The 13347-nt window shown below is 58.8% G+C and carries 12 protein-coding genes; 8 read left to right on the forward strand and 4 right to left on the reverse strand.

The annotated features are described in order from the left end of the window. Nucleotides 1-159 precede the first annotated feature (159 nt). The 8 genes from hemE to KUV46_05845 all read left to right on the forward strand — a co-directional run bounded on the left by hemE (nt 160) and on the right by KUV46_05845 (nt 8778). Nucleotides 160-1230 carry a uroporphyrinogen decarboxylase gene (gene hemE, locus KUV46_05810; GenBank protein QYJ01907.1) on the forward strand — a complete coding sequence of 357 codons (1071 nt, stop codon included), beginning with the start codon at nt 160-162 and terminating at the stop codon, nt 1228-1230. A gap of 18 nt (nt 1231-1248) precedes the next feature. Next, nucleotides 1249-1674, forward strand: a complete 426-nt coding sequence (locus KUV46_05815; protein ID QYJ01908.1) for a CopD family protein — start codon at nt 1249-1251, stop codon at nt 1672-1674. Nucleotides 1675-1821: 147 nt separating this feature from the next. Beyond that, a complete protein-coding gene (gene rho / locus KUV46_05820; GenBank protein QYJ01909.1) occupies nt 1822-3141 on the forward strand; it encodes a transcription termination factor Rho in 1320 nt (439 codons plus the stop codon). A 2-nt stretch (nt 3142-3143) separates the two neighbouring features. Next, nucleotides 3144-4466, forward strand: a complete 1323-nt coding sequence (gene mnmE / locus KUV46_05825; protein QYJ01910.1) for a tRNA uridine-5-carboxymethylaminomethyl(34) synthesis GTPase MnmE — start codon at nt 3144-3146, stop codon at nt 4464-4466. An 83-nt stretch (nt 4467-4549) separates the two neighbouring features. Then, complete coding sequence (gene mnmG / locus KUV46_05830; protein QYJ01911.1) at nt 4550-6424, forward strand: tRNA uridine-5-carboxymethylaminomethyl(34) synthesis enzyme MnmG; 1875 nt, start codon at nt 4550-4552, stop codon at nt 6422-6424. Further along, complete coding sequence (gene rsmG, locus KUV46_05835) at nt 6424-7041, forward strand: 16S rRNA (guanine(527)-N(7))-methyltransferase RsmG (protein ID QYJ01912.1); 618 nt, start codon at nt 6424-6426, stop codon at nt 7039-7041. Before mnmG ends, rsmG begins: the two co-directional genes overlap by 1 nt. Further along, the gene (locus KUV46_05840; GenBank protein ID QYJ01913.1) at nt 6971-7855 is read left to right on the forward strand and encodes an AAA family ATPase; all 885 of its coding nucleotides are present in this window, start codon (nt 6971-6973) and stop codon (nt 7853-7855) included. The genes rsmG and KUV46_05840 overlap by 71 nt, the downstream gene beginning before the upstream one ends. Beyond that, nucleotides 7855-8778, forward strand: a complete 924-nt coding sequence (locus tag KUV46_05845) for a ParB/RepB/Spo0J family partition protein (protein QYJ01914.1) — start codon at nt 7855-7857, stop codon at nt 8776-8778. The genes KUV46_05840 and KUV46_05845 overlap by 1 nt, the downstream gene beginning before the upstream one ends. Here KUV46_05845 and holA read toward each other — a convergent pair. Genes holA through KUV46_05865 form a run of 4 tightly spaced genes read right to left on the reverse strand, consistent with a single transcriptional unit; the run spans nt 8767 to nt 13314 of the window. Continuing rightward, nucleotides 8767-9804 (reverse strand): DNA polymerase III subunit delta, encoded by a 1038-nt coding sequence (gene holA / locus KUV46_05850; protein QYJ01915.1) that lies wholly within the window; start codon nt 9802-9804, stop codon nt 8767-8769. The two genes, KUV46_05845 and holA, sit on opposite strands and share 12 nt — an antisense overlap. Next, nucleotides 9801-10283 (reverse strand): hypothetical protein, encoded by a 483-nt coding sequence (locus KUV46_05855; protein ID QYJ01916.1) that lies wholly within the window; start codon nt 10281-10283, stop codon nt 9801-9803. The genes holA and KUV46_05855 overlap by 4 nt, the downstream gene beginning before the upstream one ends. Beyond that, nucleotides 10280-12841, reverse strand: coding sequence for a leucine--tRNA ligase (gene leuS / locus KUV46_05860; GenBank protein QYJ01917.1), 2562 nt, complete (start codon nt 12839-12841; stop codon nt 10280-10282). Before leuS ends, KUV46_05855 begins: the two co-directional genes overlap by 4 nt. A gap of 41 nt (nt 12842-12882) precedes the next feature. Continuing rightward, nucleotides 12883-13314 (reverse strand): DUF3576 domain-containing protein, encoded by a 432-nt coding sequence (locus KUV46_05865; protein ID QYJ01918.1) that lies wholly within the window; start codon nt 13312-13314, stop codon nt 12883-12885. Nucleotides 13315-13347: the final 33 nt, after the last annotated feature.

Here is a 13347-nt window from a genome sequence, read left to right on the forward strand (position 1 = left end):
CAAATGGTTAACACTAAATTAATGGCGATTCCAAAAGGTTGACGAAAGGTTAACGCTGAACGCCTCCTATGGACAGTCTGTGGAATTACTGGTGACAAAGCCGCCTGGGACTGATTGTCCACCGTATCCAGCGCTTAGTAATGATAAGAGCGCATTTTCATGCTGAAGGAAGAAGAGGACCAGATGGCCCCCGTCCCGGAAAAACCGCTACTGAACGTGCTTAATGGCAAGCGTCAGGACCCTGTCCCCCTCTGGATGATGAGACAGGCTGGCAGGCACCTGCCTGAATATATGGAGCTGCGCGGACGGGCGAAGAACTTCCTGGATTTCTGCTACACGCCTTCGCTGGCTGTGGAAGCGACGCTTCAGCCGATTGAGCGCTATGGCATGGACGGTGCGATCTTGTTCGCAGACATCCTGCTGATCCTCGATGCCCTCGGTAGAGGTGTGCGGTTCGAGAAAGGTGTCGGCCCTATCGTGGAAGCGGTGGAAACTGGCGGCAGGCTGAACGAGGTCCCGGTCCAGACGGTCGTTGAGCGGCTGTCGCCTGTCTATGAGACCGTCTCTCGCGTGAAGTCACGTCTACCAGCCGAAACCACGCTGATCGGCTTTGCAGGTGCACCCTGGACGGTGGCGCTCTATGCCATCGAAGGACGCGGCGGGACGGACAAGTCCACAGCTCGTCTCTGGGCTCACCAGCATCCAGCTGAGCTGGATCTCCTTCTGGATGATCTGGTTGAGGCAACAGCGCATTATATGGCCGCGCAGGCAGAAGCTGGCGCTGAAGCCCTCATGATGTTCGACTCGTGGGCTGAGGGGCTTCCAAACGATATTTTCGAGCAGATCATCATTCGTCCGAATCAGAAGCTGGTGAAGCGTCTGCGTGAGCTTGGTGTGACGGTGCCACTTATCGGCTTTCCACGCGGGGCTGGCGTCCAGCTCCCGGCATTCGCAGAGCAGACAGGTGTGAGCGCTGTCGGTCTCGACACGGCCGCCCTGCCCTCCTTTGTGAGCCGCGAGCTTCCCTCGGGCATGCCGGTGCAAGGCCATCTCGACCCGCTTCTCCTGATGACGGGCGGCGATGCAATGGAACGGCGGATCATAGAGCTGCTCGAGGCCTACAAGGATCGCCCGCATATCTTCAATCTGGGGCACGGCGTGCTGCCGCAGACACCCATTCCGAATGTGGAGCGCGCCGTGCGTACGGTTCGCGAATGGAAGGCAAGTTAGACAGTATACGGATCAATAATGCTTTATCTTTGGGTCAAGTCGTTTCACCTCATCTTCGTCATCGCCTGGATGGCCGGGTTGCTCATCCTGCCGCGCTACAAGCTGCACCAGCTGACGTCGAAGCCGGGTGAGCCGCTGTTTGAGACGATGAAGTCTGCGTCGGCAAAGCTGCGCAAGATCATCCTGACGCCGAGCATCATTCTGGTCTGGGTGCTGGGGATCAGCCTCATCGTGATCAATCCGGCGATCATGTCGGGCGGATGGCTGCACGCGAAGCTTCTGCTCGTCCTCCTCCTGTCCGGTCTGCACGGCTACTTCGTTGCGATGGGCAAAAAGATCGATCGCGGCGAGGATGTGCCGGCGAAAAGACTGAAGATGCTGAACGAAGTGCCGTTCATTCTTCTCATCATCATCGTTATCCTGGTGATCGTGAAACCGTTCTGACGTGCTGGAAATCTCTTGACCTGCCGGGGAATTTGATCACATAAGCGGCCGGAAGAGGCCGCCATTCCTTGGCAGGCCGTGCTTTCCCAAGTCAATCTATCGGTCGCGCATCTCCTCCCAGCGCACCTGCCACATCCAGAAGATTTCATGTCAGACACCGAAACGCCCCTCGACCCGCAAGCGGTCTCCGGTTCAGAAGCGCCGAGCCACGTCTATCTGCGCGACCTGAAGGCCAAGAGCCCGACCCAGCTGCTCGCTTATGCAGAGAGCCTTGAAGTCGAGAACGCGTCTTCACTCCGCACGCAGGACATGCTGTTTGCGATCCTTCGTGAGCTTGCGGAACGTGACATCGTCATTATCGGTCAAGGCGTTCTGGAAGTGCTCGTCGATGGCTTTGGTTTCCTCCGGTCGCCTGAATCCAACTACCTGCCGGGCCCGGACGACATCTATGTCAGCCCGAAAGTCATCAAGCAGGCCGGCCTCAAGACCGGTGATACGGTTGATGGCCCCATCAACGAGCCGGGCGAAGGCGAGCGGTATTTTGCGCTGAATAGCGTTAACTCGATCAATTTCGAGGATCCGGAGAAGGCGCGCCAGAAAGTCCACTTCGACAACCTGGTCCCGCTCTATCCAGAAGAGCGTCTCCACATGGAGAGCCAGGATCCGACGAAGAAAGACCGGTCCGGCCGGGTTATCGACATCGTGTCGCCAATCGGTAAGGGCCAGCGCGCGCTGATCGTTGCGCCGCCTCGTACCGGTAAGACGGTCCTGCTGCAGAACATCGCAGCGTCGATCGAGGAAAATCACCCCGAATGCTATCTCATCGTGCTTCTGATCGATGAGCGTCCGGAAGAAGTCACCGACATGAAGCGCTCCGTGAAGGGTGAGGTTATTTCCTCGACCTTCGATGAGCCTGCGACACGTCACGTATCTGTCGCCGAAATGGTCATCGAGAAGGCAAAGCGCCTCGCTGAGCACGGCCGCGATGTTGTCATCCTGCTCGACTCGATCACGCGTCTTGGCCGCGCTTACAACACGACCGTTCCAAGCTCCGGCAAGGTTCTGACCGGCGGTGTGGACGCGAACGCGCTGCAGCGCCCGAAGCGTTTCTTCGGCGCCGCGCGGAATATCGAGAATGGCGGCTCGCTGACCATTATCGCAACGGCGCTGATCGACACCGGCTCGCGTATGGACGAAGTCATCTTCGAAGAGTTCAAGGGTACCGGTAACTCGGAAATCGTGCTCGATCGCAAGATCGCAGACAAGCGCACCTTCCCGGCCATCGATATAATGAAGTCCGGCACGCGTAAGGAAGAGCTCATCACGCCGAAGGAACAGCTGCAGAAGATCTATATCCTCCGCCGCATCCTAAACCCGATGGGTACGTCCGATGCGGTCGACTTCCTGCTCGACAAGCTGCGTCAGACCAAGACGAATGACGAATTCTTCGAGGCAATGAAGAACTAGGCATGGCCGTGCAGCGCGATACGATCTGCGCGCTTGCCTCTGGTCCGCCGCCTTCGGCAATCGCTATTGTGAGGATCAGCGGACCCATGGTCCGCGAGATATGCAGGAGCGTGTTTGAAGCCGGCCTCCCTGCCCCGCGGCGGAGCGTGTTTGGCCGCTTTCTCGATGTGTCACGTGAAACAATCGATGAAGGGCTCGGCGTGTTCATGCCGGGCCCGCATTCGTATACCGGCGAGGACACAGCAGAACTTTACCTGCATGGTGGCGCGGCTGTTATCGATCACGCCCTCGATACGCTTTGCGCTTTTGATAATGTACGACTTGCTGAACCCGGAGAGTTTACGCGCCGTGCTTTCGAGAATGGGCGGCTCGATCTGGTTGAGGCCGAAGGGGTCGCAGACCTGATCGACGCGGAAACGCGTGCGCAGAAGTCCCTTGCATTAGACCAGCTGGGTGGATGCCTTTCGCAGGTCTATGAGGGTTGGCGCGCGGGGCTTCTTGAAGCCATGGCACTTCTTGAGGCGAGCATCGACTTTCCCGATGAAGAGGACGCGCCGGGCGAAAGTACGGGGCCAGTGGCGGGGCTTCTGGGGCGTCTAGCCGGCGAACTCGAGACCGCAATCGACGATGACGAGGTTGGCGAACGCATCCGCGACGGCTTTCGGGTGGCGATCATCGGCCCGCCAAATGCGGGCAAGTCATCCATTCTGAATCGTCTCGCCAGAAGAGAGGCGGCGATTGTTTCTGATATTCCAGGCACGACCCGCGATGTCGTCGAAGTTCGCCTGAAGATTGCCGGTCAGGTCGTTTGGCTCGCAGATACAGCTGGCCTCCGGGAAGCTGATGATGCCATCGAGGCAGAAGGTGTGCGCCGCGCTCTGGAGCGGGCCAAGGCGGCAGATTTGCGAATTCAGGTCCGCTCTCCTGACACGTCATCCTCTTTTGAAAGCGCCGACCCTGAGGACATCTGCGTCTATAACAAGGCGGATATCGAGAAGAGCGAGCATGGTGCGGAGATCATTGTTCTATCGGCGGAGACGGGCGGTGGGTTTTCCGCGCTTGAAGAGGCGCTCGGTGAAAGGATCACGAAGCTCTCTTCTTCAAGAACGGCGCCGCTCATCACCAGACGACGTCATCGGGACGCACTCTCGACTGCTCTGTTTCACGTGAAACAAGCGAGAGCGGATCTGGAGCGCGGGTTTGGCGCCGAAATTGTTTCGGAAGATGTGCGCCTAGCGGCGCAGAAGCTTGGCGCATTGGTCGGCCGGATCGACGTTGAAGATATTCTTGGAGAAGTTTTCTCCAGCTTCTGTATCGGCAAATGACTCATCCCCCTGTGTTCGGGGGTGAAGATGCGCTATAGCCGCCCATATTCACAGAAATTACCAGAACCAGGGTGCGAGGAGTTATGGCCTCAGCAAATGATTTCGATGTCATCGTCGTTGGCGGCGGACACGCCGGTTGCGAAGCCGCAGCTGCATCGGCGCGGCTTGGTGCGCGCACGGCGCTGATAACCCACAAGCGCGCAACGATTGGCGAGATGTCATGTAATCCCGCGATTGGTGGCCTTGGAAAAGGACATCTGGTTCGGGAAATCGATGCTCTCGATGGGCTTATGGGCCGGATCGCTGACAAGGCGGGTATTCAGTATCGTCTGCTGAACCGGTCAAAAGGCCCTGCCGTCTGGGGCCCGCGCGCGCAGATGGACCGGAAGCTGTACCGCGAAGCGATGCAGGCCGAGCTGGTTGACTATCCCAATCTAACGATTGTCGAAGACGGCGTCGAAGACCTGACGACTGAAGACGGCTGTGTGACGGGCGTAATTGGGCTTTCGGGCGATAGCTGGAGTGCGGCCGCCGTTGTCATCACGACCGGGACCTTCCTGAAAGGCGTTATCCATCGCGGTGAAGAACGTATTCAGGCTGGCCGTGCCGGTGAAGCACCCGCAATCGGGCTTTCGGACCGTCTTTACGCGCTCGAGTTGCCGATGGGCCGGCTCAAAACGGGCACCCCTGCCCGGCTGGATGGAAAGACGATCGACTGGGATCGCCTAGAGACCCAGCCGGCCGACGACGAGCCTGTGCCCTTCTCTTTCATGAATTCGCGTGTCGATGTGCCTCAAATCGCTTGTGGCATTACGTATACGAGTGCACGTACGCATGAAATTATTGCGGAAAACCTCAACAAATCGGCTGTCTATTCAGGCGCGATCGCGGGCAAAGGGCCGCGCTATTGTCCATCCATCGAGGACAAGGTTCACCGCTTTGCCGATAAGGACCGTCACCAGATTTTCCTGGAGCCGGAAGGGCTGGACGACGATACGGTTTATCCGAACGGGATATCGACCTCGCTCCCGACCGATGTGCAGGAAGCTTTTATCCGAACGATTGAAGGTCTGGAGAATGTCCGCATTATTCAGCCGGGCTATGCGATTGAATACGACTATGTCGACCCGCGCGCGCTTTATCGCAGTCTGGAAGTGAAGGCGCTGAGCGGCCTTTATCTCGCTGGTCAGATCAATGGCACGACGGGTTACGAAGAAGCTGGCGCCCAAGGTCTCGTGGCTGGCATGAATGCGGCGCGACGCGCCTTCGGCGAAGATGCTGTGCATTTTGACCGTGCCGAAGCCTATATTGGTGTCCTCGTGGATGACCTGACGACGCGCGGCGTGACGGAACCGTACCGGATGTTTACATCCCGCGCCGAATATCGTCTGGCGCTCCGCTCAGATAATGCCGACCAGCGCCTCACGCAGAAGGGTATCGAAATCGGACTTGTCTCTGGGTCTAGAAAAGAGATGTTTCACGTGAAACATCGCGCCCTGGAATCTGGCCGTTCCTTGCTGAAATCGATTACTTTGACACCAAATGAGGCCGCTCAGCACGGCTGGAAGGTCAATCAGGACGGTCAGAAGCGTCGAGTCTGGGATTATCTGGCGTACCCAGATATCTCCATGGCGGATATTGAAACAGTGTTCGATGAAGTGTCCGCGTTGGATCCAGCCACAAAGACCCAGCTAAGCATCGAAGCTCTTTATGCCGGGTATATCGAGCGGCAGCAGGCAGATGTAGACGCCCTGCGCCGGGACGAGACTTTGGACATACCTGCACGTTTTGACTACTCGGCTGTGGGTGGCCTCTCAAACGAGGTTCGCGGTAAGTTGGAAGCTGTCCGCCCCTCTACAATCGGCCAGGCGTCGAGGATTGAAGGCGTTACACCGGGGGCATTGGTTGCCCTGCTCGCTGCGGTGAAGCGCAGCCAGAAGCTGCGTGCGGTAAGCTAATGCAGCGTGCGATAGAGACGGCGCTCACCGACGCCGGGGTTTCACGTGAAACATTGCCGCTTCTGGAAGGTTATGTCCGGCTTCTGGACGACTGGCGCCAGCGTATGAACCTTATCGGTCCACGCGAAATGGACACGATATGGGAGCGCCACGTCCTGGACAGCGCGCAAATGGCGGGCCTAACAACCGCAGAAAGCCGCATCGTTGATATCGGCTCAGGCGCCGGTTTTCCGGGTCTCGTGCTCGCTTGCGAGGCAAAAACCCGCGGCGGCGACGTCACGATGGTGGAAACGACCGGAAAAAAGTGTGCATTTCTTCAGGCTGTGATTTCCGAACTCAGTCTGCCCGCCAAGGTCGTCCAGTCGCGCATCGAAAACGCGAAGGCAGAACGCGTTGATTTTATTACGGCAAGGGCGCTGGCCCCGTTGCCGAAGCTGCTTGGCTATGCGAATCCGTGGATGTCCAAGGGTGCGACCGCCCTCTTTTTCAAAGGTGAGCGCTGGCAGGAAGAATTGACGGATGCCTCGGATTACTGGACGTTGAGACATGAAGCGATCCCTAGTCGTACGAGCGAACGGGGGGTCATACTCAAGATCGAGGAGGCGCATCGTGTCTAAGACTGGCACCCGGATCCTGGCAATCGCAAACCAGAAGGGCGGCGTTGGCAAGACGACCACGTCGATCAACCTTGGCACGGCGCTGGCGGCCGTCGGGCGGCGCGTGCTTGTGGTGGACTTCGATGCGCAAGGGAATGCCTCGACCGGACTCGGCATCAGCCGCGCCGATCGCAAGCTGACCAGCTATGATGTTGTCGTCGATGAGATCCCGCTTGAAGAAGCGATCCTGCCAACGCTTGTGCCGCGTCTGGAGATCGTGCCGGGCGATGAGAACCTCTCTGGTGTAGAAACAGAGCTCGCTGACAAGGCGCGCCGTTCATACCGGCTGCGCGATGCCATTCGTACGCACGTGGAAAAGTATGCGTTAGACGAAGACAAGCGCTACGATTTTATCCTGATCGATTGCCCGCCTTCGCTTTCATCACTCACCATAAATGCGATGACCGCGGCCGATGCGCTGCTCGTGCCGCTGCAGTGTGAGTTCCTGGCGCTGGAAGGTCTCAGCCAGCTTCTGCGGACCGTCGAAGTCGTGCGGTCGGGCCTCAATCCTGATCTCGAAATCCAGGGCATCGTGCTGACCATGTATGACCGCCGCAACAATCTGTCTGATCAGGTGGCGGACGAAGTGCGTGAGGTGCTTGGCTCAAAGGTCTATAAGACGGTTATCCCGCGCAACGTACGTTTGTCCGAGGCGCCGAGCTTTGGCAAACCCGCCCTGCTCTATGATTATCGTTGCCCGGGCAGCGAGGCCTATATCCGTCTGGCGTCCGAAGTTCTCCAGCGTGAGCGCGCGCGTGCGATGGAGCCGGCCTGATGAGCGGTGATTCAAAGCAGAAGCCAAGCCGTCTTGGGCGGGGCCTCTCCGCCTTGATTGGCGAGGTTGAGGGTGTCTCCTCATCTTCGGCTGGAGAGGAGCGGGGCCCTGAGGCCAAGACGGACGCCTCCACGCTGGCGATCAGTGATATCCGGCCAAACCCGCAGCAGCCGCGGCGCTATTTCGCTGAGGCGGATTTGAACGAGCTATCGGAATCAATCCGCGCCAAGGGTGTCCTTCAGGCTATTCTTGTCCGACCAGACCCGAAAACGGCTGGAAAGTATCAGATTGTCGCTGGTGAACGTCGCTGGCGCGCGGCCAAACAGGCAGGCCTGACCGAAATCCCGGCCACGATCCGCCAGATGGATGAGCTTGAACTGCTCGAAATTGGCATCATCGAGAATGTCCAGCGCACAGATCTCAATCCGATTGAAGAAGCAGAAGCTTATGGCGCCCTGATGAAGCGGTTTGGGCGCACGCAGGAAGGCCTCGCTGAAAGCGTCGGGAAAAGCCGCGCGCATATCGCTAACACGTTGAGATTACTGAACTTATCGGAAGTTGCGCGCGAGCATCTTCGCGAAGGCCGTATCTCTGCAGGCCACGCCCGCGCGGCGCTTGGTGCGCCGGACCCGGACGCGGTAATCGCCATGGCCGTGAACAAGGGCCTCAGCGTGCGTGAGGTCGAGAAGCTCTCTCGCTCGGCAAAGGATGATGGTGGCCTCGAAGCTGTTGCGGGCCGCGTTCGCCAGGCGGAAAAGGACGTCGACACCGAAGCGCTCGAAGCTGATCTGGCGCGCGCCCTTGGGCTGAGCGTCGATATTCGCCACAAGGGCGATAAAGGCGAAATGCGTATTAAATACAGTGACTTGGAGCAGCTGGACGACCTCTGTCGCCGTCTGACAGCCAAGCGCTCAGCGGGCTGATCGCACCGAGGCTGATTTCACGATATTAAGCAGCAGGAGCCGTAGCGCCGGATCGGCGGCGGCTGCGGATGTTTTCGCCTGAATCTCAAGATCGTGAATGGCAGCCAGCAGGCGCGTCAGCGACGCTGACGTCCAGAGATCAAGGCGCGCGCGGAAAGCGGGCCATTCTGAGCCCCAGACGGGTGGGCGTAGGCGTCGCCCGATATCACCGCCGGTTCCCATAAGTCCCCTCGCCTGCATCAGGCGCCGGATTTCCATCTCTAGGATGCGAAGCACGCTGATCGTGCTGGTGCCGCTTTCGATGACCCGGTCATATTCGGCCTGACAGCGCGCTGCGTCACCATCCAGCGCGGCATTTGCGAGATCGCGAGCACTGTCATCGGCGTCGGTGCGACAAACAGCGCGAACATCTGCAACGGATATGGGGCGACCGAGGCCGCGGCCGTAAAGAGAGAGCTTTTCACTTTCCTGATTGGCCAGTCCTCGATGGCCGGGAAGCAGGCTTACAAAGTCGTCGAGCGCGTCAGTCTCAATCTGGACGTCGAGCGCAGCAAGCTTTTCCTCCACGAGCGACTTCAAGGAATCGGCCGTATCGGCATAGACCTGAATGGCGGCGGCTGTGCTCGACTGCTCGATCGTGGCGCGAAGCTTCGACCGCTTGTTCAGGCTACCATTGAGAACCAGAAGGCGGTTTGCGAAGCCGCTACCCATCTGGTCAGCGCGCTCAATCAGGTCCAGCACGGGCTTGGCAATCTTCTCGCCAGAGGTGCGTATGCGAACGATCTCAATATCGCCGAGGAGTGATCCGATTTCGACCTTGTCGGAAAGTAGATGGGGCTCACGGCGGATATCATCATCGTCGAGGACGACCTGCCGCGCATTGCCGGCAGCCTTGCTCCAGCTCGCGGTGATCTGATCGGCGAGATCATTCACCACGCCTTCATCATCCCCGAAAACGAGGGCGCACCAAGGGCTGTTTTCTGAACTCTTGAACCGGCTGGAAACCTGACCGCTTTTAAGGATCATTGGGCCGCTTCAAGCTGCAGACGAAGGTCGTCTACAATCTTGCGGGCCAGGTCGCGCATGCCGCGCGCAGAGGATTCGGTCTGCGCGGCCACGTCACCGAAAGGCGACTGTGTGGCCGAGATCGGAATCTGCACCTGGGCGTCTCCATTAAAGGCCTGCCCGCCTTCCGTTGTGAGCGTGAACGCCGCATCGCCTTCGAGGAAAGACCGCGACACGCTGCCATCATTCAGCAGGGTGATACGCTCAAGCTCTTCCTCGAGCGTGACTTTCAGATTTGCTGGTCCGTTCAGCCCGGGAAGGCCAATCGCAAGCTCTTTCAGAAGTTCGCGGCGAAGAAGGTAGCCCGACCGGCCATCAATCTCATCGACGCGGATCATCCCTTCGCCAGCCTGATTGAAGGAAGCGTCGGCATAGAGCGGGCGAAAACCACAGCCAGCCAGCATCAGGGCGGCAAAGGAAGCGAGGAGCAAATTCTTCATGACGCCACGATATTCACGATACGGCCGGGAACCACAATGATTTTCTTGACCTCGACGCCGTCGAGGAAGCTCGCAAGCTCAGGAAGCTGGAGAGCCTGTTGCTCGATCTCGTCCTTGCTGGCATCGCGCGCAACCTGGATTTCCGCACGGCGCTTGCCATTGACCTGAATGGGAAGCGTGATCGTGTTTTCGACCATGAGCTCCGGGTCGGACACCGGCCAGGCAGCGTCGGAAATGAAACCTTCTTCCCCAAGCACGCTCCAGCACTCCTCAGCGAGGTGAGGCATGAACGGCGTCAGGCAGATTGCCAGCATGCGCGCGCTTTCATGGCGCGATGCAGACGTCTCGTCGTCGGCGCCTTCTGCCTTCTTGAGCGTGTTCACCCAGTCATGGCAAAGCGCGATCGCTGCGTTCAGCCTGAATTCGGAGATGGCCTTGTTGATCTCGGCGGCTGCGCGGTGTGAGAAGCGCAAGAGCGGCGTTGGCTCAGCTTTGCCTGACGGCCTTTCTGCGCCATCAAGGCCAGCAAAGATCGACCAGACGCGCTGGACAAAGCGGGCTGCGCCCTCGGCGCCGGCCTGCGACCACTCAACATCTCGTTCAGGCGGACTATCTGACAGCACAAACCAGCGGGCAACATCCGCACCAAACGAGACGATAATCTGGTCCGGATCGACCACATTCTTGCGGGACTTCGACATCTTCTCGACGGGGCCTGCCGTCACTGACAGATCCGTGCCCCGCACAAACAGGCCGCCATCCCGGCGTTCAATATCCGCCGGCTCGACCCATTTGCCCTCACTGTTCTTGTAGGTCTCATGCGTGACCATGCCCTGGGTGAAGAGGCCGAGGAATGGCTCGCCCTTCGGCAGATCCAGCTCCCCAACATCGCGCAGCGCGCGTGAAATGAAGCGGGCATAGAGAAGGTGCAGCACGGCGTGCTCGACACCGCCGATATACTGATCAACCGGCATCCAGTAGGCGCGTTCGGCCTTGTCCTTGATCCCTGCAAAACGTGCGAAATACCAGGACGAGTCGACAAAAGTATCGAGCGTATCTGTTTCCCGCGTGCCTTCGCCGCCGCATTTCGGACAGCTTGTTTTCTTCCAGGTCGGATGGTGCGCGAGCGGATTGCCCGGCTTGTCGAAGCTCACATCCTCTGGAAGCGTGACCGGCAGATCGGCGTCAGGCACCGGAACGGCGCCGCAGCTCTCACAGTGGATGATCGGGATCGGACAGCCCCAATAGCGCTGACGCGACACACCCCAGTCGCGAAGACGGTAGTTGATCGTTCCTTCACCCAGACCGAGCGTTTCCAGCTTCTCGATCGCGGCGGAGATTGCCGCTTCGGTCGCGAGACCGTCGAGGAAGTCGGAATTATAGATCGTGCCAGGGCCGGTGTAGGCGGTGTCGGTGATCTCGTGATCGTCCGCGCTGGTGTCCGGTGGCAGGACCACAGGCTGAACCGGCAGATCGTATTTGCGCGCAAAATCGAGGTCACGCTGGTCGCCGGCCGGGGAGCCAAAGATGGCGCCGGTGCCATAACCAGACAGGACAAAGTTCGCCGTCCAGACAGGAATTGTCCAGCTTGGATCAAACGGATGCTGAACGCGGAGTCCAAGATCAACACCCAGCTTTGGCGCTTTCTCGATAGCCTCTTCAGACGTGCCGATTTTTGCGGCTTCTGTAATGAAGTCGCGGATGTCGGGGCGGTCTTCCGCGAGTGCACGCGTGATTGGATGGTCTGGTGCCAGCGCTATGAAACTCGCGCCGTACAGCGTATCGGGACGGGTCGTGTAGACCTCGATATGCTTTCCGAACTCTGCGGGTTGCTCACCGTCGATCACCCAGCGGACAGTGGCGCCCTTGGATTTACCAATCCAGTTGGCCTGCATCAGGCGGACCTTGTCCGGCCAGTTCTCCAGCCCGTCCAGACCTTCCAGAAGCTGGTCTGCATAGGCGGTGATGCGGAAGAACCACTGCGTCAGTTCACGCTGTTCGACCGGCGCGCCAGTGCGCCAGCCCTTGCCATCGATGACCTGCTCATTTGCAAGCACCGTATTGTCGACAGGGTCCCAGTTGACCTTGCTGGCCTTGCGATAGGCGAGACCGGCCTCGAGAAGTTTGAGGAACAGGCGCTGCTGCTCGCCATAATAGTCGGTGTCGCAGGTCGCGAATTCGCGGCTCCAGTCGAGGGTCAGGCCAAGCTTTTCCAGCTGGGCGCGCATGGTCGCGATATTCTGATAGGTCCATTCACCGGGATGAACATTGCGCTCGATCGCGGCATTCTCTGCCGGCAGGCCGAACGCGTCCCAGCCCATAGGGTGAAGCACATTGTGGCCGAGCGCGCGGCGGTGACGCGCGACGACGTCGCCCATCGCATAGTTGCGCACATGCCCCATGTGGAGTTTGCCCGATGGATATGGAAACATTTCAAGGACGTAGGACTTGTCCTGTCCTTTCGCCTCATCCGGCGTTTTTGTTTTGAATATACCGGCATCCGCCCAGGCTTTACGCCACTTGGCTTCCGCGGTTTGCGGATCATAGCGAGACGTCACGGCGTCCCTCCTGCAATTCGGTGAGCTGGCTTTTTACGCGCCTAGCTGAGTTCTGAAGATTTGAGAACGCGTGCCCGGGTCAGGATTGCATTCTCGAGCTGGATCCCGGTGGAGACATCGACGGGCGCGTCAGTCCACTGGCCGTTTTCCTGAATCTGACGGAAGACGGAAACTTTCACACCGTCGGCCCGTAGTCGCGAATCGAGGATGTAGACAGTCGCGCGGATACGCTCGTCCTGTGCATCGGGAAACGACTTCCAGTCATAATTGATGATGCCGCCAACCGGATCAGCCGTCGTAAGTGGGAGCGTGTTCAGAGTATCAAGGCTAGCGCGCCATAGATAAGGGTTCACCCCACCTTCGAAGTTCTCGGCAACGCTGATGTTCTGAGCACCGCCATTGCCCGAAAACAGGCAGCCTGAGAGAGCGAACACCCCGAAAAGGGCAGCGGCGATCTTTGTGGAAGCCTTCATTACGAATATCCTGTCGGCAATATCTTCTTCATT

The organism is Thalassovita mediterranea (assembly GCA_019448215.1).
Classification (GTDB): domain Bacteria; phylum Pseudomonadota; class Alphaproteobacteria; order Caulobacterales; family Hyphomonadaceae; genus Henriciella.

Excerpts from the sequence above, each read along its gene's own strand:
- KUV46_05840 (QYJ01913.1), top strand. The coding sequence starts at position 6,971 with ATGAAGCGATCCCTAGTCGTACGAGCGAACGGGGGGTCATACTCAAGA.
- mnmG (QYJ01911.1), top strand. The coding sequence starts at position 4,550 with ATGGCCTCAGCAAATGATTTCGATGTCATCGTCGTTGGCGGCGGACAC.
- KUV46_05865 (QYJ01918.1), bottom strand. The coding sequence starts at position 13,314 with ATGAAGGCTTCCACAAAGATCGCCGCTGCCCTTTTCGGGGTGTTCGCT.
- rsmG (QYJ01912.1), top strand. The coding sequence starts at position 6,424 with ATGCAGCGTGCGATAGAGACGGCGCTCACCGACGCCGGGGTTTCACGT.
- KUV46_05855 (QYJ01916.1), bottom strand. The coding sequence starts at position 10,283 with ATGAAGAATTTGCTCCTCGCTTCCTTTGCCGCCCTGATGCTGGCTGGC.
- hemE (QYJ01907.1), top strand. The coding sequence starts at position 160 with ATGCTGAAGGAAGAAGAGGACCAGATGGCCCCCGTCCCGGAAAAACCG.
- KUV46_05815 (QYJ01908.1), top strand. The coding sequence starts at position 1,249 with ATGCTTTATCTTTGGGTCAAGTCGTTTCACCTCATCTTCGTCATCGCC.
- mnmE (QYJ01910.1), top strand. The coding sequence starts at position 3,144 with ATGGCCGTGCAGCGCGATACGATCTGCGCGCTTGCCTCTGGTCCGCCG.
- holA (QYJ01915.1), bottom strand. The coding sequence starts at position 9,804 with ATGATCCTTAAAAGCGGTCAGGTTTCCAGCCGGTTCAAGAGTTCAGAA.
- rho (QYJ01909.1), top strand. The coding sequence starts at position 1,822 with ATGTCAGACACCGAAACGCCCCTCGACCCGCAAGCGGTCTCCGGTTCA.
- KUV46_05845 (QYJ01914.1), top strand. The coding sequence starts at position 7,855 with ATGAGCGGTGATTCAAAGCAGAAGCCAAGCCGTCTTGGGCGGGGCCTC.